Origin of the sequence: Tardiphaga sp. (assembly GCF_044340795.1) — a bacterium.
In the GTDB taxonomy this organism is placed as follows: domain Bacteria; phylum Pseudomonadota; class Alphaproteobacteria; order Rhizobiales; family Xanthobacteraceae; genus Tardiphaga.
Genome location: NZ_JBIISY010000051.1, coordinates 1 through 22,575, shown reverse-complemented (window position 1 = coordinate 22,575; position 22,575 = coordinate 1). Strand labels below are relative to the sequence as shown.

The following is a 22,575-nucleotide window of genomic DNA, read 5'->3' as shown; positions in this document are numbered from 1 at the left end:
GCCTTTCTGTTTATGACGAAGCCATTGCGGTATTAGTTGCCGCCACCGCCACCGCCACCCGAGGTGCGGCCCTGATCGGTGTTACGGCTGCCCATGCCAGTCGTGCCTGCAGCCGAGTTAGAGCCGCCCATGGAGTTCGCGCCGTTGCCAGCCTGCGAGCCGGTGGCGCCGGGCGCCATCTTGCTACCGCTCCGCTCAGGTACGTCCACAGCCGTGCCGCGGCTATCGGTACCCGGCTGCGTCACGCCGGTTCCAGTTGAGTTCATCTGCGGCGCATTGGGATTCGCGCCACTTTGTGCGAAAGCCGGTGCGGTCATCAGAAGCGCGGCGGTGGAGGCGATGATCAGTTTCTTCATGTGTTCGTGTCCTCTGCTCTTGTGTCTTCCCCTGCAGTCGCAACAGCATGAAGCGCGACACGTTCCGAAGTTTCTGGTCCTTTGCCTGAGGCAGATCGCGCGCGCAGCGTGGTTCCTCATCGCACAGCACCCCGCATTGCAGCCATGCGCCGCAATTTCCCGCATTCGTTGCAGCAGCCCGTTGGGGTGAGCTAAGTCATTGGGCGTCAGGATGTGGTCCGGCGGACAGAATGCCGGGGCGTACGAATTGTCAGAGGAAACGCGGCGAAGGTGAGTAACGCTATCGAATCGGTGGTCATGGCCTATGTCCAGACAGGTCAGCTCGACGTGCTGCTGGATCTCAAAGCCCATCGCGAACGGTTGGCGGCCTCGGTTCGTGATCGCGCCGACTTCGATTTCGGCGTCCTCCTTGGACAGCTCGATGACGACATCGGCATCATCGAGGCTGGCATCCGCCGATTGCGTGCTGCGAACGAGCCGCGTCTGGAGATCGATCGTTAGTCGAGCGCGACGCGGTGCCGCATCGTGAGGCCGTTTGCTTGGAAAACTTCCTCTTCAAGATAACTATTTAGGCAAGCTAAGTGCGGCCGGGCCGCGCCTGCCTATTCCAATTGCAGAGCAGACGGGCTATGCGGATAAGGTCATGTCAGTTTACGTCGCATGCGATTGGAACGCGACATGGCGGGACGAAATCATCTTAGAAAAGGTCCAGCCATCCGGCTGAGACCTCCAACGTCACCACAGACCAGGCTGCGAATGTCACCGGCGCCAATGCCGTGCAGACGCTGAACCGCAGGGGTAACAAGGTGAACACCATTTAATGATGCGACGTTTGGCCGGACATGCCATGGTCCGTCATCGCTGCTGTAAAAGAGGAAAAGGCTATGAACAGGCGTGAATTCGCAAAGCTGTTGGGCGTGAGCACCGTTGCTCTTTCCGGCATTCCGCTGGGGATTACGCGCGCAGCCGGCGCTACCAAGGGCGGCACGCTCAACACCATCATCCAGCCCGAGCCACCGATTCTCGTGACTGCGCTGAACCAGCAGCAGCCGACGCTGACGCTGGGCGGCAAGATCTATGAGAGCCTGCTGCGCTACAGCACCGATCTCAAGCCGCTGCCAGGTCTCGCGCAGTCCTGGGAAGTCGCGCCGGATGGTCTCACCTATACGTTCAAGCTTTTCCCCAACATCACCTTCCACGACGGCAAGCCGCTGACGTCGGAAGACGTGGCGTTCTCCATGACCAAGATGCTGCCGGAAACGCATGCGCGTGCGCGTGCAATCTATTCGCGCATCGAGAAGGCCGAGACGCCCGATCCGCTCACCGTGATCTTCAAGCTGAAGGCACCGTTCGCGCCGTTCCTCACAGCGCTCGATTGCACCACCGGCCCGATCGTGCCGAAGCACATTTATGACGGTTCGGACTATCGCAAGAATCCGGCCAACGCCCAGGCAATCGGCTCGGGCCCGTTCAAGCTCAAGGAGTGGGTCAAGGGGTCGCACGTCCATCTCGTGCGCCACGAGGGCTACTACCGCAAGGACGAGCCGTATCTCGACGAAGTCATCTATCGCATCATCCCGGACGCCGCTTCGCGCTCGGTGGCGCTGGAGCAGGGCAAGATCCAGCTCACCCAGTGGAACGACATCGAATTCTATGACGTCGCCCGCCTGTCGAAGCTGCCGAACTACGAGATGACCACCAAGGGCTACGAGTATTTTGCCCCGCATCAGTGGCTGGAACTGAACAACCGCGTCAAGCCGATGGACGACAAGCGCTTCCGTCAGGCGATCGCCTATGCGCTCGACCTGAAGTCGATGGCGTCGCGCGTCTATTTCGGTCTGCCGAAGATCGCCACCGGCCCGGTGTCGTCGAAGACCAAGTTCTACGAGAAGGACGTCAAGCGCTACGACTACTCGCTCGAGAAGGCCAAGGCCTTGCTCGACGAGATGGGCCTGAAGCCGGGTCCGGACGGCAAGCGCGTCACGCTGAAGTACCTGATCCCGCCCTATGGCGAAGTCTATCAGCGCGCCGGCGAATTCATCCGCCAATCGCTCGGCCGTGCCGGCATCGACATCCAGCTGGAAAACACCGACGTGGGCGGCTGGGCCGACAAGTTCAGCAACTGGGACTACGAGATCACCGGTAACCTCGTTTACCAGTTCGGCGATCCCGCCCTCGGCGTGTCGCGCACCTACATCTCGTCCAACATCAAGAAGGGCATCCTGTTCTCGAACACCGCCGGCTATTCCAATCCGGAAGTCGACAAGCTGTTCGAGGACGCGGCGTCCACCATCGACGAGGCCAAGCGTCAGGAACTGTACAGCAAGGTACAGAAGATCCTGGTCGAGGACGTGCCGGTGGTCTGGATGTTCGAGGCTGCCTATCCGACCTTCATCGACAAGCGCCTGAAGAACGTCACATCGACCGGCGTCGGCATCCATGAGTCGTTCAGCTCGGTGTATTTCGGATGACCTCGGCTTCTATCAACAAGGGCGGTCGCGGCAGCGCGATCGTCCTCGCTCTCGCAGGATGGTTCGTCAAATTCGTCCTGGTCGTTCTCGTCATTGCGACCTTCAACTTCATCCTGGTGCATGCCGCACCCGGCGATCCCGCCCAGGTGATTGCCGGCCAGAGCGGCGCGTCCGACGAGAAACTGCTGGAGCAGCTTCGGGCCGAATACGGTCTCGACAAGCCGTATCCGGTTCAGCTCGCCAACTATCTCGGACGCGTGCTGACGCTCGATCTCGGCTATTCCTATCGCCAGCAGCGCACCGTTTCGTCGCTGATCATGGAGCGCCTGCCGGCCACGCTGTTGCTGACGGCGACCGCATTCATTCTGGCGCTGATCGCGGGCATCTTCCTCGGTACGCTCGCGGGCATTCGCGCGGGCAAGTGGTCGGACACGCTGCTGACCATCGTTTCGCTGCTGCTATATGCGACCCCGGTGTTCTGGCTCGGCCTGATGCTGGTTCTGCTCTTCGCTGTCGAGCTCAATTGGCTGCCGGCTTTCGGCTATGCCACCATCGGCGTGCAGTTGTCGGCGTTCGAGCGCATGCTCGATATCGGGAAGCACATGATCCTCCCGGTGACTTCGCTGGCCGCCATCTATCTCGCGATCTATACCCGCCTGATGCGCTCGTCGGTCCTCGATGTCACCCATCAGGATTTCATCAAGACTGCCAAGGCGAAGGGCCTGAAGCAGGGTGCCATCATCATGCATCACATCCTGCGCAACGCGATGCTGCCGATCGTCACGGTCGCCGGCATGCAGGCCGGTGCGCTGGTCGGCGGCGCCGTCGTGATCGAGACCGTGTTCGCCTGGCCGGGCCTCGGCCGCCTGATCTATGACGCGCTGCTGCAGCGCGACTACCCGGTGTTGCTCGGCGTGTTCCTGGTGATGTCGGTGATCGTGATCGCGCTCAATCTCCTGACGGATGCGATCTACCGGATGATCGATCCGCGCGTCTCCGTGCGTGCGGCTTCGTGAACGGAAACTGGTGATGACGACTTTCAAAGCATTCCTCCGCCATCCCACCGGGATGATCGGTCTGTTCATCCTGTTCTGCGTGGTGCTCCTCGCGGTGTCCGCGCCGTGGCTGTTTCCCGACGATCCCTGGGACATGGTCGGCGCGCCGTTCCAGCCGCCGCTCACCGAGGGCCTCTGGCTCGGCTCCGACATGCTGGGCCGCGACGTGGCCGCCGGCATCGCCCATGGTGCGCGCATCTCGCTGATCATCGGCGTCGTCTCGACCCTGACCTCGCTGATCATCGGCGTCACCATCGGCGCCACCGCCGGTTATTTCGGCGGCAAGGTCGATGAAGTGATGATGCGCCTGACCGAGCTGTTCCAGACCATCCCCGGCTTCGTGCTGGCGATTTTGCTGGTGGCGACGCTCGGACCCAAGATCTCCAATGTGATCTTCGCCATCGGCATCGTCAGCTGGCCGTCGCTGGCACGCCTGACGCGCGCGGAATTCATGCGGCTGCGCGGACGTGAATTCGTGCAGGCAGCTGTGTGCCAGGGCCAGCGCGCGATCACCGTAGTGATCCGTCGCATTCTGCCCAACGCGATCTCGCCGATCATCGTGACGGGTTCGCTGGCCGTGGCCAGCGCGATCCTGATCGAGAGCGCATTGAGCTTCATGGGTCTCGGTGATCCCAATCTGATGTCCTGGGGCTTCATGATCGGTGCCGCGCGCACCGTGATCCGTCAGGCATGGTGGATGAGCGTGTTTCCCGGTCTCGCGATCCTGCTCACCGTGCTCGCCATCAATCTCGTGGGTGAAGGTCTCAATGACGTCATGAACCCGCGCATCTCACGCAGGCGATAACCGATGACCGACAAAACTCTCCTCGCCATCGAGAACCTCGCCATCAGCCTGCCGTCGGGCGCGGACCGCGCCTTCGCAGTCGAGGGTGTCACCTTCAACGTCAACCGCAACGAGATCGTCTGTCTGGTCGGTGAGTCCGGTTCGGGCAAGTCGATGACGGCGCATGCCATCCTGCGCCTTCTGCCCGACCGTACCGGGATCGCGCAGGGCAGCGTCAAGTTCGACGGCCAGGACATCGCCAAGGCCGAAGAAGCGACGATGCGCAAGCTGCGCGGCGGCGCCATCTCGATGATCTTCCAGGAGCCGCTCAGCGCGCTCAATCCGCTGGCCCGTGTCGGCCAGCAGATCGCCGAGTCGATCATCACGCACACCAAGCCGGCACCCTCCAAGGAGGCTGTCGAGGCGCGTGTGCAGGAGCTGATCAACGCCGTCGGCCTGCCGGATCCGAAGGCGCTCGCGCGCAGCTTCCCGTTCCAGCTCTCGGGTGGTCAGCGCCAGCGCATCATGATCGCGATGGCCATGGCCAACAATCCGGAGCTGCTGCTGGCCGACGAGCCGACCACGGCCCTCGACGTCACCACGCAGAAGCAGATCCTCGCGCTGGTGAAGAAGCTACAGGCCGATCGTGGCATGGGCGTGCTGCTCATCACCCATGACTTCGGCGTCGTGGCCGACGTTGCCCACCGCGTCGTCGTGATGCGCAATGGCCGCGTTGTCGAGCAGGGCACCGTCGATGAAGTGCTGCGCAACCCGAAGGATGATTACACCAAGAGCCTGATCGCCGCCGTTCCCGGCGGGCGCTCGCTCAATGCCACCGATCGCAAGATCTCCGGCGAGCCGATCCTCGATGCGACCGGGCTCAACAAGACCTTCATCACCAAGCAGGGCATGTTCCTGCCGCCGCGTCGCACCGACGCCGTGCAGAACATCTCGCTCGCGCTGAAGGCGCGCGAGACCGTGGCGATCGTGGGTGAGTCCGGCTCGGGCAAGTCGACCCTCGGCCGTCTCATCATGCGCCTGGTCGAGCCGGATACGGGCTCGGTCAAGTTCTCCGGTGCCGACCTGCTGGCGCAGCGCGGCGAGAATCTCCGGCAGATGCGCCGCAAGATCCAGATCGTGTTCCAGGATCCCTATGCCGCGCTCGATCCGCGGCAGAAGGTCGGCGATGCCATCGCTGCCGGTCCGATCGCCTATGGCACGTCGGCGAAGGAAGCCATGGCCGATGCCAAGCGTCTTCTGGTTCGCGTCGGCTTGCAGGAAAGCGCGGCGGAACGCTATCCGCACGAGTTCTCCGGCGGCCAGCGCCAGCGCATCTGCATCGCACGTGCGCTCGCCCTGAAGCCACTGGTTCTGGTGGCGGACGAAGCGGTGTCGGCGCTCGACGTGTCGGTGCAGGCGCAGGTGCTCAAGCTGCTCGCCGAACTGCGCGAGGAGATGAACCTGGCGATGATCTTCATTACCCACGATCTTCGCGTCGCGGCAGAAATTGCCGACCGCATCGTGGTGATGCGCCGTGGCGAGATCGTCGAGCAGGGGCCGACCCAGGCGATCTTCGAGAACCCCGGCGATGCCTATACGAAGGCGTTGCTGGACGCGATCCCCGGCCGCAGCCTGTTCGCGGGACCCGGAACGAAGGAAGCCGTGACCGCCTGAGCGGCCACGGCTCCATGATCCTCTCGGAGAGGCCGGCTCAGTCCAGTTTGACGCCGGCCTCGGTGACGACCTTGCGCCAGCGCGCGACTTCCGACGACACGAGCTTGCCGAATTCGGCGCCGGTCACGTCAGGCACGTCCGACCCGTTGCGCTCCCATGCGTCCTTGACGGCCTGCGCCTGAAGCGCGGTCTGCACTTCCTTCGTCATGCGCTGCACGATGTCCGCGGGCGTGTTCTTCGGTGCGAACAGGCCGTACCACGTCGCCACCTCGTAATTGGGCAAGCCCGCTTCCGCTGCCGTCGGCAGGTCGGGAAACGCTGCGACGCGCTTCGGTGCGGCGACCGCAAGGGCGCGCAGCTGCCCAGCCTTGATCGGCGCCGCCGACGAGCCAAGTCCGTCGAACACGACCGGCACGTGGCCAGCAATCAGATCCTGCATGGCGGGTCCGGCACCGCGATAGGGGACGTGCTGAATCTTGGTCTGCGTCAGGATCTTGAACAACTCGGCCGCAAGATGATGCGTGGTGCCGGCACCGGCCGAGCCGTAAGTGAGCTTGTCGGGATTGGCCTTGGCATAGGCGATGAACTCACCGAGCGTCTTGGCCTGCACCTTGTCAGGATTGACCACGACCGCCTGCGGCGGTCGCGAAATCAGCGCGACCGGGATGAAGTCCTTCTCGATGTCGTAGTCGAGATTGGGATAGAGCGACGGTGCAATGGCGTGATGCGCAGCGCCCATGAAGAAGGTGTAGCCATCAGGCGCGGCCTTGGATGCTGCCGACGCGCCGACGGTGCCGCCAGCACCCGCGCGATTTTCGATGATGACACGCTTGCCGAGCTGTTGGTCGAGCTGGGCGGCCAGCGGTCGGGCAAAGGCGTCGGTGCCGCCGCCGGCGGCGAATGGCACGATGAATGTGACCTGCTTCTGCGGCCATGCCTGCGCATGTGCGCCCGTCGTGATGGCTGAGAAGCTGGCCACGGCGGCAAGCATCGCGAAGTGAACGGCTTTGATCCGCACGGTAATCCTCCCGATTTCATGCGCCATTAGCGGCGCTTGGCCTGCATGTTCGGCGAGTTTACGCGCAGATGCAAGGTATCCGGAGGCGGTGTAACTTACACTTTAGGCGACGTGTTCCGACCAATCTGGGGGCTCGATATCGGGTGAAGTCGGAGATTTCCGTGGCCCTGACCTCTCCGAGTTTGGAAGTCCGGTGTCTCCAAATTTGGCTCGACGCCCGTGCGCGCTTCATGGCATGGCAGCGGCAATGACTGTCGTTCGTTGTGACGAAGAAGATCGATACAGGGGTGGAACATGATTATCAGCGGCGACCGCAGCATCAGCTATCCGGAGATCATGCAGCGCATCGCCAAGGCGGCGACCGGCTTCAAGGCGCTCGGCGCCGGGGCGGATGCGCCGGTCGCCATGATGCTGCGCAATGATTTCGCGCTGTTCGAGACAGCCTTTGGCGCCGGTGCCATCGGTGCGCGGATCGTGCCGATCAACTGGCATCTCAAGGGTGAGGAAGTCGGCTACATCCTTTCCGATAGCGGCGCCAGGTTGCTGGTCTGCCATGCAGACCTGTTGCCGCAGATTGCCGACGGGCTGCCGGACGGATTGCCGATCATGATCGTGCGGACGCCGCCGGAAATCGCTGCCGCCTATGGCGTGGCCGACGCAGCAACGCATGTGCCGGCGGGCCATACGGATTTCGACGTCTGGCGCGAGCAGCAGGCACCGATGGACAATCCGCCCAAGCGTGCGCTGACCATGTTCTACACGTCGGGCACCACCGGCCGCCCGAAGGGCGTCAAGCGCGGAACGATGACGCCTGAACAGGCCGCGGCGTCCGAGCGCGTCGGCGCCATCGCCTATGGGCTGAAGCCTGACGATCAGATCGTGCTGATGAACGGGCCGATGTATCACTCGGCACCGAGCTCCTACGGGCTGATGGCATTCCGCCACGGCAGCACCATCGTGCTGGAGCCGCGCTTCGATCCGGAGGATCTGCTGCAGCTGGTCGAAAAACACCGCGTCACCAACATGCACATGGTGCCGACCATGTTCGTGCGGCTGCTGCGCCTCCCGGAGGACGTGAAGACTCGCTACGACCTGTCGTCGCTGCACAACATCATTCACGGCGCCGCGCCATGCCCGGTCCATGTCAAGCAGGCGATGATCAAATGGTGGGGCCTCGTGATCAATGAATATCTCGGCTCCACCGAAACGGGCGTGCCGATCTGGCACTCATCCGAGGAGGCGCTGAAGAAGCCGGGCACGGTCGGCCGCACCATCGAAGGCGGCGTGGTGCGCATCTATCGCCCGGACGGGACCCAGTGCGATGTGGGCGAGCCTGGCGAAATCTATATGCGCCAGACCTCGGTGCCGGATTTCGACTATCAGGGGCGCCCGGACGCGCGGGCAGAAGCGGGGCGCGACGGGCTCATCAGCGTCGGCGATGTCGGCTATCTCGACGAAGACGGCTATCTCTTCATGTGCGACCGCAAGCGCGACATGGTCATTTCCGGTGGCGTCAACATCTATCCGGCGGAGATTGAAAGCGCGCTGATCGGCATGGATGGCGTGCGTGACTGTGCGGTGTTCGGCGTCCCCGATGACGAGTTCGGCGAGCGACTCGTGGGTTGCGTGGAGCTCGAGGACGGGATGACGATGACCTCAGCCGATATTCAGGCCTATCTCAAGCAGCGCCTTGCCAATTTCAAGGTGCCGAAAGAAATCCACTTCCACGAGGCGCTGCCACGTGAATCGACAGGCAAGATCTTCAAGCGCAAGCTGCGCGATCTGTATCAACCTCCTTCGGTTGTGTGATCAGTCAGGCGATCGATGCAGACGAGCGGGATTTGATGGTCGCATCAGATTTCATGATACCGCCGATTACGGTCTGGTAACCGACACGTAGCAAAATACCCACGATTGCTGTTGCGCAGTCGTGTGCTGAGCCATGACAGCTCGGCGGCCGGGGGCCGTTTTGCTAAGTTTATTTGACACCAAGTCGCACCGATCCATGGCTGCCAAGGCAGACGCCATCAGCCGTTCACAAGCCGTTATCGAATTCCAGCTGGATGGGACCATCGTAACGGCCAATGCCAACTTTCTCGCGGCGGTCGGCTATTCGCTCGATGAGATCCGCGGCAAGCATCACCGTATGTTCGTCGCCCCCGATCAGCATGACAGCGTCGACTATCAAGCGTTCTGGGCAAAACTTGCCAAGGGCGAATTTCAGGCGTCCCAATACAAGCGGCTCGGAAAAGGTGGCAAGGAGATCTGGATCCAGGCCTCCTACAATCCCGTGCTCGATGCACATGGCAAGCCGGTCGGCGTGATCAAATTCGCGACCGACATCACCGCTGAAAAGCGTCGGAGCATGGAAGCGGAAGGCAAGATCGCAGCCATCGACCGGGCTCAGGCCGTGATCGAGTTCGATATGGACGGAACGATCGTCACCGCAAATGACAATTTCCTCAAAGCGGTCGGCTACGCGCTCGCGGAGATTCAAGGCCAGCATCACGGCATGTTCATGCCGGAGGCCGAGCGCGACAGTGCCGGCTACCGCGCCTTCTGGGAGCGTCTCAATCGCGGCGTCTACCAGTCCGGCGAGTACAAGCGGATCGGCAAGGACGGGCGCGAGATCTGGATACTTGCGACCTATAACCCGATCCTGGATGAGGGCGGCAAGCCATTCAAGGTGGTGAAGTTCGCCGCCGACGTGACCGAACAGAAACTGATTTCCGCAGACAATGGCGGGCAGATCGAGGCGATTGAAAAGTCGCAGGCGGTCATCGAGTTTCGCATGGACGGCACCATCGTGTCTGCCAACCAGAACTTTCTGGACGCCGTCGGCTATCAACTCGACGAGATCAAGGGCAGGCATCATCGCATGTTCGTCGCGCCGGACGACATCGCCAGCCCGGCCTATGCAGAGTTCTGGGCCAGGCTCAATCAAGGCCAGTATCAGGCGGCCGAATACAGGCGCGTCGGCAAGGGCGGCAAGGAGATCTGGATCCAGGCCTCCTACAATCCGATCCTCGATCTCAATGGCAAGCCGTTCAAGGTCGTGAAATATGCGACGGACACCACGGCGCTGGCGATCGGCCGCATGAAGGCCGTGCGGGCACGGGCGCTGATCGACTCGGTTGCCGATGGCAGCGAGGAAATGAGCGCGTCGATCAGGGAGATTTCAGAGACCATGGTGAAGTCACGGCAGACTGCGATCGGCGCAGCCGACCGCGTTCAGGCCGCCGATGCGCAGGCACAGCGGCTCAGCGATACGGCGCAATCCATGGGCGGTATCGTGGAGCTGATCGGCAACATCACAAGCCAGATCAACCTTCTTGCGCTCAATGCGACCATCGAGTCCGCACGCGCCGGCGAGGCAGGACGAGGCTTTGCCGTCGTTGCATCCGAAGTCAAGAATCTCGCCAGCCAGGCGAAGCAGGCAACCGACAGGATCACTGCGGAGATCGATGGTCTCAATGGTGTCAGCGGCGATGTCGCCAGCGCACTCGACGCTATCAGGGCCGCGATCGAAGAGGTCAACGAATTCGTCAATTCGACAGCGGCCGCTGTCGAGGAGCAGAGCACTGTCACGGCCGACATGTCGGTCAATATGCAGAGGGCTGCCGCCGAGCTCGCTTGACGTCGATACCGCAAACAAAAAGGCGCGAGGCTTGTCGCCTCGCGCCTTTCCTGTTTCAGCGTGGCAGGATCAGGTGTTGATCCAGACCGACTTGATGTTGAGATATTCGTCCACATGATGGACGCCAGACTCGCGTCCGTAGCCGCTCATCTTGTAGCCACCGAACGGCACGGCCGGGTCCATCGCCTGATAGCAATTGATCCACACCGAGCCGGCCTGGATAGCCTTGGCGAGGCGATGCGCCTTGCTGACATCCCTGGTCCAGACGCCGCTGCCGAGGCCGAACATGGTGTTGTTGGCGCGCTGCACGAGGTCATCCATCTCCTCGAAGGCGATGGCCGAGATCACGGGTCCGAAAATCTCTTCCTGTGCGATCTTCATGCTGTCCTGGACATCGGCGAACACCGTGGGCTGCACGAAGTAGCCTTTAGCAAGGTCGCCATCGGTGAGACGACCGCCGCCCGACAGGGCCTTGGCGCCTTCGCCCGCACCGGTCGTGAGATAGCCGGTGACGCGGTCGAGCTGCTCCTTGGAGACCAGCGGGCCGAGCTGGATGTTGGGATCGGCGCCGTTGCCGACCTTCAGGGTCTTGGCGAATTCGGCGACCTTGCCGACGAACTCGTTATAGATCTTCTTCTCGACAAACAGGCGGGTGCCGGCGCTGCAGATCTGGCCGGAATTCGCAAACACCGCCATCGCGGCGCCAGGGACGGCCGCATCGAGATCGGCGTCGGCGAATACGATGTTCGGCGACTTGCCGCCGAGCTCGAGCGACACGCGCTTGAGGTTGCCGGCGGACGCACGGATGATCGACTGGCCAGTGAAATGCGAGCCAGTGAAGGCGACCTTGTTGACGTCCTGATGCGAGGCGAGGGCGGCACCGGCGGTCTCGCCATAACCCGGGACGACATTGATGACGCCGGCGGGGAAGCCGGCTTCGAGGGCGAGTTCACCGAGGCGCAGCGAGGTCAGCGGCGCTTCTTCGGCCGGCTTCAGCACCACGGTGCAGCCGGTGGCGATCGCCGGGCCGATCTTCCAGACGCTGGCGCTGAGCGGCGAGTTCCACGGAATGATCGCACCGACGACGCCGACCGGCTCCTTCAACGTATAGGAGAAGATCTGGCCGGGCAGCGAGTTCTCGATGGTCTCGCCATAGATCAGCGTGGCCTGGCCCGCATAGAAGCGCAGCATGCCGAGGATGCGCTGCTTGCCCGCCGACGTCCGCATCAGCGGCGCGCCCATGTCGAGGGTATCGAGCAATGCGAGTTCGTCGAAATGCTTCTCGACGAGGTCGGCGAATTTCAGCAGCAGCGCCTGGCGCTCGTAAGGCTTGGCCTTGCTCCACGGACCTTCAAAGGCGCGGCGTGCGGCGGCAACGGCGAGATCGATATCCTTGGCATCGCCTTCGGCGACGGTGGCGAGCAGTTCGCCGGTGGCGGGATTATGCGTTTCGAACTTCTTGCCGGATTGCGCATCGACCCATTTGCCGTCGATCAGCATCTGCTTGTAGGAGCCGTTCGCATAGGGGTGCGACGTGGCGGAGATTGGCTGCATCAAGCCCATGATGATCCTCCCGGAGGTCTGAATTTTTCTGCCGTTGTGGCGTGCGGAATATATCGTCTCCACCAGACGGGTAAAGCTGGGGAACCCGCGCCAGGCTGCATGGGAGGTCTACGCGCGCAATTCATCAGCGTGAATTCGCATCTGGACTCATTCAATCGAGGGCGTGGACCCAGCGTCCGAAGATACGGTTTGCCCGATCCTGCAAACCCGACGCGACCGATGCGGTGGCTGCGCGCAATTGTGTCACTGGAATGCCAGCAGCTGATAGCTCAAGGGCATGGCCGACATACCATTCTTCTAGCTGGCGCGGATCTGCTTCAAGATGGAATTGCAACGCCAGTGCATTGCGACCGAAGGAGAATGCCTGGTTCTCGTAATGCGTGTTGGAGGCGAGCCGCATGGCGCCGTTCGGCAGGTCGAATGTATCACCGTGCCAGTGCAGAACGGCCGCGCTGTCTTCTGCGAGCGGCGCGAGGCAAGTCGTCGCACCTTGCTCTGTCAGGGTGATTTTACCCCAGCCGATCTCCTTGATGCTGCCGGCATGAACGCGTGCACCGAGCGCCTTTGCCATCAATTGAGCGCCGAGGCAGATGCCGAGAGTTGGCCGTTCCTGTTTCAGCCGGCGTTCCAGCAGCTGAATTTCACGCGTGAGAAACGGATAGGCTTCGGCTTCGTAAACGCCGATCGGGCCGCCGAGTACGATCAGCAGGTCAGCATGCTCGATCGAGGGATGGGCCAGGTCATCAATCGCAGCCTCGCAAAAGGCGACATCCCAGCCTGCACGATCCAGCACGGATGACAGCAGGCCGAGATCCTCGAACGCCACATGGCGCAAAGCGACGGCAGAGCGCCGGTGACGGTTCATGGACAGCTCACGCAAAGACCAGTTATCTACATGATCGTTATATCCGTAAGAATATATCGATCAACCGGCTTTTGCGCGCTGCAGCGATGTCCGTCTCACACGTTCAGGTTCATCCAGACCGCCTTGGGCTCTGTGAAGTTCTCCAGAGCGGCGTCGCCATGTTCGCGGCCGAAGCCGGAATCCCGGGATCCGCCCCAAGGCAGCCGCACATCGGTATAGCCATAGGTGTTGATCCAGACCGTGCCGGCCTTCACTCTTTGGGCGAAGCGCTGCACCCGCCCAATATCCTTGCTCCAGACGCCGGCAGCGAGGCTGTATCGGGTGCCGTTGGTCTTGCGGATGGCATCCGCTTCATCGCTGAAACGGACCACGCTGACGACGGGGCCAAAGATTTCCTCCTGCGAAATCCGCATGTCGTGGTCCACATTGGCAAAAACGGTCGGGGCCACGAAATAGCCGCGGTCACCGATGCGCTCCCCGCCGGCCGCAAGCTGCGCGCCTTCCTTGATGCCGATATCGACATAGTCGAGCACGCGCTTCATCTGCAGCTCCGAAACGATCGGGCCCATGGCGACGCCAGCCTCGCCGGGGGCGCCGACCTTGATGGCCCGGGCACGCGCGGCGAGGCGTTCAACCACTTCGTCATAGACGGAATCATGGGCGAGAACGCGGGAGCCTGCAGAACAGACCTGTCCGGAATTGAAGAAGATACCGGATGCGGCCGCCTTGGTGGCCGCATCGAGATCGGCGTCACCGAAAATGACATTGGCGGATTTCCCGCCGAGCTCAAGCGTGACACGCTTGAGGTTGCCCGCAGCGCCAGCCAGAATTTCGCGGCCGACGGCGGGGGAGCCCGTGAAGGTCACCTTGTCGATATCGGGATGATCGACGATGGCGCGGCCTGCGATCCTGCCATGGCCCGGCACGATATTCAGCGTGCCCGGAGGCAGGCCTGCTTCCAGCGCCAACTCACCGACCCGCAGCGCAGAGAGCGGTGTGATCTCGGCGGGCTTCAGCACCACGGTGCAACCGCAGGCGAGGGCCGGGGCGATCTTCCACATGCCGATCATCAACGGAAAATTCCACGGCACGATGGCGCCGACGACACCGATCGGCTCCCGCACCGTATAGGTCAGCGCGTCCGGCCGGGTGGGAATGACCTGTCCGCTGATCTTGTCGGCCCAGCCGGCATAATAGCGCAGCGTATCGATCGCGGCGGGCAGATCCTGGCGTTTCACGGCCGCCAGTGGCTTGCCGGCATCGAGGCTTTCCAGCGCGATCAATTCCTCGGCGTGATCTTCCAGCAGCTGCGCGAACCGTTGCAGCACCAGGCCGCGATCAGCGGCGCGCATGCGGCCCCACGGGCCTTCGAATGCCTTGCGAGCAGAGACGACGGCGCGGTCAATATCGGCAGCATCGGCTTCGGCGACCACGGCGATGATCTCGCCGGTGGCGGGATTGAGGACATCGAAATAGCGGCCCGACAATGGCTCGACCTGCTGGCCGTCGATCAGCAATCGCTTGCGCGGCAGTTCGGTGGTGGAAACGAGTTCGGCACGTGAGATCGTCTGCATGAAGCCCTCCCATGATTTGCCGTTGATGGGATCAGGAGGGACAACCGCAGTAAATATGATAACGAGAGACAAAGAACGACCGCAGATATGAAGTCCTGAACATATCTCGGCGTAATAGCGAGGGGAGGCGATGCGGATCGACATCGAGACCGTCTGGCGTTTTCGCAAGCCCGGCTCGCGGCAGCCAACAGCGGTGATGCTCAGCTTCCTCAAGGATATCAGCGAGACCGGCAAGATCACCGTCGCCGCCGGCCGTCACCACATGTCCTATCGCCATGCATGGAGCCTGGTGAATGACTGGTCGGCATTCTTCGGCACGCCGGTGGTGGCGCGCAGCAAGGGCAAGGGCACGCGGCTCACCGCATTTGGTCAAAAGCTGGTCTGGGCCGGCGAGCGGCTCGAAGCGCGGCTGGGTCCGCAGCTGGAAAATCTCGCGCAGGAGCTTGCCACCGAGCTGAAGGAGTTCTTGCCCGGTCATCCCGCAATCATTCGCGTCCATGCGAGCCATGGCTTTGCCGTCCCAAAACTGCGGGAGATTCTCAATGCAGCGACGGGGATCGGCATCGATCTCCGTTACGTCGGCAACCAGACCTCGCTGGCGTCCCTCGCGCATGACGCCTGCGATCTCGCTGGTGTTCACCTGCCGCGCGGCGAATTGCGCAAGCAGAGCGTCGATGCCTGCAAGGACTGGCTCGACAATCGCGTCCACCGGGTCATCGGCTTTGCCACCCGGGAGATGGGGTTGATGGTGAGGCCCGGCAATCCGCTCCGCATCACCTCGATGGAGGCACTGGTCAATCCCGCCATTCGTTTCGTCAATCGCGATCGGGATTCCGGCACCGGGTTGCTGTTCGATCAGATCCTGCACCAGCACAAGATCGCGCCGGAACGCGTCAACGGCTATGAGCAGGTGGAGTTCACCCATGCGGCGGTGGCGGCCTATGTGGCCAGCGACATGGCCGATGTTGCCTTCGGCGTGGAAGCTGCCGCCCGGCAGTTCGGCCTCGATTTCGTGCGGCTCCTCACGGAGGATTATTACTTCATTTGCCGCGAGACGCTGCTCGAGCAGGAACCGATGCAACAAATTCTGGCCGTGCTGCGCGGCGCGGAGTTTCGCGATGCTCTGGCGAAATTACCCGGTTATGCCGAGGCTGACACCGGCATGGTCAAGTCGGTGAATGCGGTGTTTCATGGCAAGAAGTCGTAGCCATGCAGAAGCGGGCAGCGGGCCTGCACTGGCGATGATGTGACATGCGATGTGATGAAGGAATGTGATAGGTAACATTCCGACGTGAATTCAGGAGGTCCCCATGACACATCCCGCTTTGTCCACCGGCTCTGTTGCCGTCATCACCGGAGGCGCGTCGGGCATCGGGCTGGCTGCAGCGATTGTATTTGCGAAGCTGGGCCTTCGCGTCTGCATCGTCGATGTCGATGACGGTCGCCTGAACGACGCCGCGGGCAGAATCGCAGCGATCGCGCCAAATGGCCGTGACGATGTGATGACAGCCAATGTCGATGTCAGCGATCTCGCTGCCATGTCCGGGCTCGCCGCTGATGTGCAGCAGCGCTTCGGCGGCTGCGATGTGCTGATGAACAATGCCGGCATCCAGGTGCCGACCTCGGCACTCGGTCCGCGCGACAACTGGGAGCGGCTGATCGGCGTCAATCTGTGGGGCGTGGTCAATGGCTGCCAGGCTTTTGCGCCCAACATGATTGCGGGGATGAAGCCGGGCCTGATCATCAACACCGGCTCGAAGCAGGGCATCACCACCCCGCCGGGCAATCCCGCCTATAACGTCTCGAAAGCTGGCGTGAAGGCCTATACGGAGGCGCTGTCGCACGAATTGCGGAGCACCGCAGGCTGCCAGGTCACCGCGCATCTGCTGATCCCGGGCTTTGTCTTCACCGGTCTCACGGCTGGCGATCGCAAGGAGAAGCCTGCCGCGGCATGGACGCCGGAGCAGACGGTCGATTTCATGATGCAAGGGATCGATGCCGGCGACTTCTATATCCTCTGTCCGGACAACGACGTGCCGCGTGCGCTCGACGAGCGGCGTATGCTATGGGCGATCGGCGATGTGGTCGAGAACCGTCCCGCTCTGTCACGCTGGCATCCCGATTATGCCGATGCTTTCGCTGAATTCGTGAAGACCAACTAATCAAGCAGGGAGTGAACGCGTGGATTACGTCAGGTTTGGAAATACCGGTCTCGAAGTGTCGCGGCTGTGTCTGGGATGCATGACCTTTGGTGTCTCGGACCGTGGATCGCATGCTTGGACACTGGACGAGGCGAACAGCCGTCCGCTGATCAAGCAGGCGCTCGACCTCGGCATCAATTTCTTCGATACGGCAAACGTCTATTCCGACGGCACGTCGGAAGAAATCGTCGGTCGTGCGCTGAAGGATTTCGCCAAGCGCGACGACGTGGTCATCGCCACCAAGGTGTTCAACCGCATGCGCCCGGGCCCGAATGGTGCCGGCCTCTCGCGCAAGGCGATCATGACCGAGATCGATCACAGCCTGCGCCGCCTCGGTACAGACTATGTCGATCTCTATCAGATCCACCGCCTCGACAAGAAAACGCCCATCGAGGAAACGATGGAAGCGTTGCATGACGTGGTGAAGGCCGGCAAGGCGCGCTATATCGGCGCCTCCAGCATGTATGCGTGGCAATTCGCCAAGGCGGTCTACACGTCGCGGCTGAACAGCTGGACCCAGTTCATCAGCATGCAGAACCACGTCAATCTGCTCAACCGCGAGGAAGAGCGCGAGATGCTGCCATTCTGCGCCGACCAGGGCATTGCGGTGATGCCGTGGAGCCCGCTCGCCCGTGGCCGCCTGACCCGCGCCTGGGACGAGACCAGCGAACGCCAGAAGACCGACGAGTTCGGCAAGAAGCTCTATGTCCAGGCCGAGGAGGCCGACCGCAAGATCGTCGAGCAGGTTGCCGCCGTGGCGAAGGCGCGCGGTGTCCCGCAGGCGCAGGTCGCGATGGCCTGGCTGCTGCAGAAGCCTGGCATCACGTCGCCGATCATTGGCGCCTCTAAACCGGCGCATCTCACCGACGCGGTGGCGGCGCTCTCGCTCAAATTGACGGCTGAGGAGGTCGCCTCGCTGGAGGCGCCGTACGTTCCTCATGCGATCGCCGGCTTCGGCTAGCAAAATAACTGCCTCCGTGCCAATCGGGTCGGCGCGGAGGCAGGGTTGTTCTGCGTTGCGGGATTGCTGCCAAATCTCTGGTGGAATTGGCGTATTCCTGCATTCCGAGCAGGCGTAGCGCTCGTCGCGCCGCGGGCGATCGCAGAAAGTCGGGTGTGGATTCTTCTATCGCGGAAAGAGGCCCTTAACCGGTAATCATGCACGCTCATAAATGGAGCCGAGGACTCCGGTATTGTTTAATATTGATGCAAGACCTCCAAGATAATTGAAGCCATCCGAAAGCGTGGCAGGAGATTTTTGTGACCCAACTCGATTCCGAAATCGATGATTTGATTGCCGCCTGCCACGGCGATACCCGCGGGGTCGTGGGCGCGCTCATCATGGTCAACCGGCAGCTCGAAACCGAACTGGCCGATCTGAAGGCGCAACTCGTCGCGGCGCGCGCTGCTGAAGCGCCAGACGTCCACGCGGTCCTTCACTGAGCCGTCAGGCCTGGAGATCCTGCTGATCGCTCTGCAGCAGGCGACCGACCCGCCGGACGAGATCGTCCACCGCAAATGGCTTGGTCAACACTTCCATTCCGCGTTCAATATGGCCGTGATTGAGCACGGCATTCTCCGCATAGCCCGTGATGAACAGAACCTGCAGGCTCGGCCGCAGCCGCCGCGCGGCTTCGGCGATCTGGCGTCCGTTCATGCCGCCGGGCAGGCCGACATCGGTGATCAGAAGATCGATGGATGTGTCGGACTGGAGGAATTTCAGCCCGGACGGGCCATCGCCCGCTTCGAGGCAGGCATGACCGAGATCCGACAGCGCGTCTGTGACGAGCATGCGCACCGTGGGTTCGTCGTCGATCACCAGCACCGTCTTGCCCGAGCCTGCTTCGATCAGTTCGGTATCCAGTGTCTCACTGGCGATGTCCTCCTCGCCATGGAAGCGCGGTAGATAGATGCACACCATGGTGCCCTGACCGACTTCCGAATAGATGCGCACATAACCGTGGCTCTGCCGTGCAAAGCCATAGACCATCGACAGACCGAGGCCGGTGCCTTGGCCGATCGGTTTGGTGGTGAAGAACGGGTCGAACACCCGCTCGAGATTCACCTTCTCGATTCCGGTGCCGGTATCGCTGACGCAGACGCTGATATATTGCCCGGCATCGAGTCCGCGCTCGCGCGCGCCGCGGTCGTCGAGCCAGCGATTGCCGGTCTCGATGGTGATCTTGCCACCATCAGGCATTGCGTCGCGCGCATTGATGCAGAGGTTCAGCAGCGCGTTTTCGAGCTGATTGGCATCGACCAGCGTGGTCCAGAGGCTGGCAGCGCCGATGGTCTCCACCTCGATCGCCGGACCGACCGTGCGGCGGACCAGCTCGGCGAAATCCGGCAGCAGCCGGTTGACCACCAGCGGGCGCGGGCTCAGCGTCTGCTGCCGTGAGAAGGCGAGCAGGCGATGGGTCAGGGCCGCGGCACGCCGTGCGGCACCTTGCCCGGCGGACAGGTATTTCTCGACGTCGGCATGCCGGCCCTGAGCGAGCCGCGCATTGATCATCTCGAAGGCGCCGGAGATGCCAGCGAGGAGATTGTTGAAGTCATGAGCGAGGCCGCCGGTGAGCTGGCCGACGGCTTCCATCTTCTGTGCCTGCCGCAGCGCGCCTTCGGCCTTTTCCCGCTCGGACAACGCTTCGGCGATGCGCGTCTCCAGGGTCTCCTGCAGGTGTTTCTGCGCAGCCTCGACCCGGACGCGATCGGTCACGTCCTTGAACAGGACGGCCACCTGGCGGTCCTCGAAACTCCCGATACGGAACGAGCTGACTTCGAGGTGGCGCCCCGTTGCGACCAGTTCGCGCTGGAAACGGATCACCTGTCCGGTGCGCAGCACGCTGCCATAGAGATCCACCCAGCCGTCGGCCTCGTCGCCCACCATCTGGCGCAACTTCTGGCCGACCACATTGGGGATGCCGGTGTGCCGGGCATAGGCGGCATTGGCTTCGATATGGATGTAGTCGCTCAGCGGACCGTGCGGACCATCGAAGAACTCGATGATGCAGAAGCCTTCATCCATGGCTTCGAACAGCATGCGATAGCGGTCGCGCGCCTCGGCGGCCGGGGTATTGTCGTCCTGATCGGCAATACGCATCGTCTTGTTTCTGAGAGGTCAGGTGAGGGCGGTCAGATCTCGCCGTCGATGCCGAGCAGCTCGGCGATGCCGCGGGCGAGATTTTCCATCGTATAGGGCTTTTGTACAACGATCCGGGAGCGATGATCCATGGGCAGTTGGGCTTGCTCGCCATAGCCGCTGGCGAACATGAACGGCACATTCATTTCCAGTAGTCGGTCGGCGATGCCGAAACTGGTCTGGTCACCGAGATTGATGTCGAGGATCGCCACCGATGGTGTCATCTGCATTAGACTGTCGAGTGCGGCCTCCACCGTTGACGAGGTCGCGACCGTGTCGGCACCCAGCCGGCCAATGATATCCTCGGCATCCAACGCAATGATCAGACTGTCCTCGACCAGCAGCACGGACTTGCCAACGAGCAGGCTGGGGGGCGTTTTCGGCGCATGCCCGTGCGTCGGCCGCATCAGCTTGATGGCCGGGCCCGCATGGTTCTTCGGCTCCGAGACATGGCGGGCCGGAATGGAGAACCGGGCGCTGAAGCCTTGCTCGCCATAGTTGGCTTCCGCGGTGCCGCCGAGGTCGTAAGGGACGGAGCGCTCGATGATGGTCGTGCCAAAACCCTTGCGCGTCGGAGGCTGGACGGGCGGGCCGCCGGATTCACGCCAGGTCAGGACGAGGTCACGGTTCTTCTCGCGGTGCCAGTCGATATTGACCCGGCCATCGGTCGTGGAGAGGCTGCCATATTTCGTCGAGTTGGTGACGAGTTCATGCACCACCAGCGCCATGGTCGAATAGGCCGAGGGATTGAGCAGTGTCGGCGGACCAGCCGCGTTGATGGCTTCCGGGCGATCGGCAAAGGCGGCGGCTTCAGCATCGATCAGCGCCTGCAGCGGCGCGGGGCCCCAGTGGTCGTCGGTGATCTGGTTATGGGCCCGCGCCAGTGCGTGGATGCGGCCATCGACGACCTTCACGAACTGCTTCACGGCGTCTTCGTCCGGCTGCGATTGCCGGATCAAGCCACGGATCACGCCGAGGATGTTACGGACGCGGTGGTTGAGTTCGGCAATCAGCAATTCCTGCCGCGCGCTCGCCTGGTGTCGTTCGGCGGCTGCCTCGTCGGCAAGGCGCAGCACCACTTCGATCAGTGTTGCGCGCAATGTCTCGGCGACACGAATTTCCGATGTCGTGAATGGCTTGGAGCGACCTTCGACAAGTTCTTTCCATTCCGCAAATGACTCGCGCGGCGTCAGGCGCGGGCCGTTGGGGCCGTATTCGACAGGCTTGTGCGGATCACCCGCCCAGCGCACCGAGTGGATCAGTTCCGAGCGAAACAGCACGACATAGTCGCGCGGCGAGCGTGAGATGGGAATTGCCAGCATGCCGGCGACATCGGATGAATATTCCTTGGCACCATCAACCATCGTCGCAATGCAGTCGGTCGCAAACACTTTCCCGGCAGCCGTGCCGTTGAGCGCGCGCACGATACGGCGAAAGCCATCGGTGGGAGGGGTGACACCGGAGAATGCGTAGCTGCCATTGATCCAGACGCCGACGCCTTCCGCGGGGATCGCGTGGGTGAGGATGTCGGCGAGCCAGTCCGGATCCTTCAGCAGCGTTTCGTCCGATGCAACGGCGCCAAGCAGCTGATCGGAAATGTCGCGCGCGCGGCGCTCGTATTCCATCGCTTCGCGACGTTCGCGGCTTTCGAGACGCATGGAAAACATCTGGGCGAACAACTCAGCCACCGAGCGCTTCTGGAAGGCCGGGCAGCGCGCCGAATAGTGATGGCAGGCGAACAGGCCCCACAATTCGCCCTCGACCACGATGGAGACCGAGAGCGAGGCACCGACGCCCATGTTCTTCAGATACTCGATATGGATCGGCGACACCGAGCGCAGCACTGACAGGGACAGATCGAGCGGGCGGCCGTCTTCGTCCAGAGCAGGTGCGACCGGCACGGGCGCCGCATTCACATCGGTGATGATGCGCAGCAGATTGCGCTTGTACAGCGCGCGCGCCTGCTGCGGGATATCGCTGGCGGGGTAATGCAGGCCCTTGAACGTGCCGATGCCGGAACGGCAGGCCTCGCCGACCACCTCGCCCGAGCCTTCCGGATCGAATCTGTAGACCATCACCCGGTCGTAACCGAGCAGGCCACGGATTTGCCGTGCGCCTTCGCGGAAGAACGCCGTCATGTCCGGCGCCTGATCGAGGCGGCTCACCATGGAGCGCACCATGGCCGTGGTGTCGCCCTGGCTGCCGGCGGCCGGCTCGGCCTCGATGACGATCTGCCCG

General features: G+C 62.4%; 18 protein-coding genes. 11 read left to right on the top strand and 7 right to left on the bottom strand.

Features of this window, described 5'->3' with window-relative positions; genetic code table 11:
• Positions 1-32: 32 nt before the first annotated feature.
• Entirely contained in the window at positions 33-356 is a 324-nt protein-coding gene (locus ACIQ17_RS11110) for a hypothetical protein (RefSeq protein ID WP_398468407.1), read from the bottom strand.
• A gap of 270 nt (positions 357-626) precedes the next feature.
• On the opposite strand from ACIQ17_RS11110, the gene ACIQ17_RS11105 reads away from it, so the two are divergent.
• From ACIQ17_RS11105 to ACIQ17_RS11085, 5 genes are all read left to right on the top strand, one after another.
• Positions 627-857: a hypothetical protein gene (locus ACIQ17_RS11105; RefSeq protein WP_398468405.1), complete on the top strand. Its 231-nt coding sequence runs from the start codon at positions 627-629 to the stop codon at positions 855-857.
• A 383-nt stretch (positions 858-1,240) separates the two neighbouring features.
• Positions 1,241-2,827, top strand: a complete 1,587-nt coding sequence (locus ACIQ17_RS11100; protein WP_398468403.1) for an ABC transporter substrate-binding protein — start codon at positions 1,241-1,243, stop codon at positions 2,825-2,827.
• Positions 2,824-3,843, top strand: a complete 1,020-nt coding sequence (locus ACIQ17_RS11095; RefSeq protein WP_398468401.1) for an ABC transporter permease — start codon at positions 2,824-2,826, stop codon at positions 3,841-3,843. Before ACIQ17_RS11100 ends, ACIQ17_RS11095 begins: the two co-directional genes overlap by 4 nt.
• 13 nt (positions 3,844-3,856) lie before the next feature.
• Positions 3,857-4,687 (top strand): ABC transporter permease, encoded by an 831-nt coding sequence (locus ACIQ17_RS11090; protein WP_398468399.1) that lies wholly within the window; start codon positions 3,857-3,859, stop codon positions 4,685-4,687.
• Positions 4,688-4,690: 3 nt separating this feature from the next.
• Positions 4,691-6,340, top strand: coding sequence for an ABC transporter ATP-binding protein (locus ACIQ17_RS11085; RefSeq protein WP_398468397.1), 1,650 nt, complete (start codon positions 4,691-4,693; stop codon positions 6,338-6,340).
• A 37-nt stretch (positions 6,341-6,377) separates the two neighbouring features.
• Here the strand turns inward: ACIQ17_RS11085 and ACIQ17_RS11080 are convergent, their stop codons facing one another.
• A complete protein-coding gene (locus ACIQ17_RS11080; RefSeq protein WP_398468395.1) occupies positions 6,378-7,358 on the bottom strand; it encodes a Bug family tripartite tricarboxylate transporter substrate binding protein in 981 nt (326 codons plus the stop codon).
• A 294-nt stretch (positions 7,359-7,652) separates the two neighbouring features.
• Here ACIQ17_RS11080 and ACIQ17_RS11075 point away from each other — a divergent pair, with 294 nt between their 5' ends.
• Positions 7,653-9,167 (top strand): acyl-CoA synthetase, encoded by a 1,515-nt coding sequence (locus ACIQ17_RS11075; RefSeq protein ID WP_398468393.1) that lies wholly within the window; start codon positions 7,653-7,655, stop codon positions 9,165-9,167.
• A 196-nt stretch (positions 9,168-9,363) separates the two neighbouring features.
• On the top strand, positions 9,364-10,995 hold the full coding sequence (locus tag ACIQ17_RS11070; protein WP_398468391.1) for a PAS domain-containing protein: 1,632 nt from the start codon (positions 9,364-9,366) through the stop codon (positions 10,993-10,995).
• Positions 10,996-11,064: 69 nt separating this feature from the next.
• On the opposite strand, the gene ACIQ17_RS11065 is transcribed toward ACIQ17_RS11070, so the two are convergent.
• The 3 genes from ACIQ17_RS11065 to ACIQ17_RS11055 all read right to left on the bottom strand — a co-directional run bounded on the left by ACIQ17_RS11065 (position 11,065) and on the right by ACIQ17_RS11055 (position 14,997).
• Entirely contained in the window at positions 11,065-12,549 is a 1,485-nt protein-coding gene (locus tag ACIQ17_RS11065; RefSeq protein ID WP_398468428.1) for an aldehyde dehydrogenase family protein, read from the bottom strand.
• Positions 12,550-12,709: 160 nt separating this feature from the next.
• Entirely contained in the window at positions 12,710-13,423 is a 714-nt protein-coding gene (locus tag ACIQ17_RS11060; protein WP_398468389.1) for a glutamine amidotransferase, read from the bottom strand.
• 95 nt (positions 13,424-13,518) lie between these two features.
• Positions 13,519-14,997 carry an aldehyde dehydrogenase family protein gene (locus ACIQ17_RS11055; RefSeq protein ID WP_398468387.1) on the bottom strand — a complete coding sequence of 493 codons (1,479 nt, stop codon included), beginning with the start codon at positions 14,995-14,997 and terminating at the stop codon, positions 13,519-13,521.
• A 130-nt stretch (positions 14,998-15,127) separates the two neighbouring features.
• Here ACIQ17_RS11055 and ACIQ17_RS11050 point away from each other — a divergent pair, with 130 nt between their 5' ends.
• From ACIQ17_RS11050 to ACIQ17_RS11035, 4 genes are all read left to right on the top strand, one after another.
• Positions 15,128-16,204 carry a substrate-binding domain-containing protein gene (locus ACIQ17_RS11050; RefSeq protein WP_398468385.1) on the top strand — a complete coding sequence of 359 codons (1,077 nt, stop codon included), beginning with the start codon at positions 15,128-15,130 and terminating at the stop codon, positions 16,202-16,204.
• 103 nt (positions 16,205-16,307) lie between these two features.
• Positions 16,308-17,159 carry an SDR family NAD(P)-dependent oxidoreductase gene (locus ACIQ17_RS11045; RefSeq protein ID WP_398468383.1) on the top strand — a complete coding sequence of 284 codons (852 nt, stop codon included), beginning with the start codon at positions 16,308-16,310 and terminating at the stop codon, positions 17,157-17,159.
• Positions 17,160-17,178: 19 nt separating this feature from the next.
• Positions 17,179-18,159 (top strand): aldo/keto reductase, encoded by a 981-nt coding sequence (locus ACIQ17_RS11040; protein WP_398468381.1) that lies wholly within the window; start codon positions 17,179-17,181, stop codon positions 18,157-18,159.
• Between the two features lie 299 nt (positions 18,160-18,458).
• The gene (locus tag ACIQ17_RS11035) at positions 18,459-18,641 is read left to right on the top strand and encodes a hypothetical protein (RefSeq protein WP_398468379.1); all 183 of its coding nucleotides are present in this window, start codon (positions 18,459-18,461) and stop codon (positions 18,639-18,641) included.
• Between the two features lie 4 nt (positions 18,642-18,645).
• On the opposite strand, the gene ACIQ17_RS11030 is transcribed toward ACIQ17_RS11035, so the two are convergent.
• Both ACIQ17_RS11030 and ACIQ17_RS11025 read right to left on the bottom strand, forming a co-directional pair.
• Positions 18,646-20,298: an ATP-binding protein gene (locus ACIQ17_RS11030; RefSeq protein WP_398468377.1), complete on the bottom strand. Its 1,653-nt coding sequence runs from the start codon at positions 20,296-20,298 to the stop codon at positions 18,646-18,648.
• A 32-nt stretch (positions 20,299-20,330) separates the two neighbouring features.
• Positions 20,331-22,575, bottom strand: a 2,245-nt coding sequence (locus tag ACIQ17_RS11025) for an HWE histidine kinase domain-containing protein (RefSeq protein ID WP_398468375.1), incomplete at its 5' end; no start/stop codon positions are given.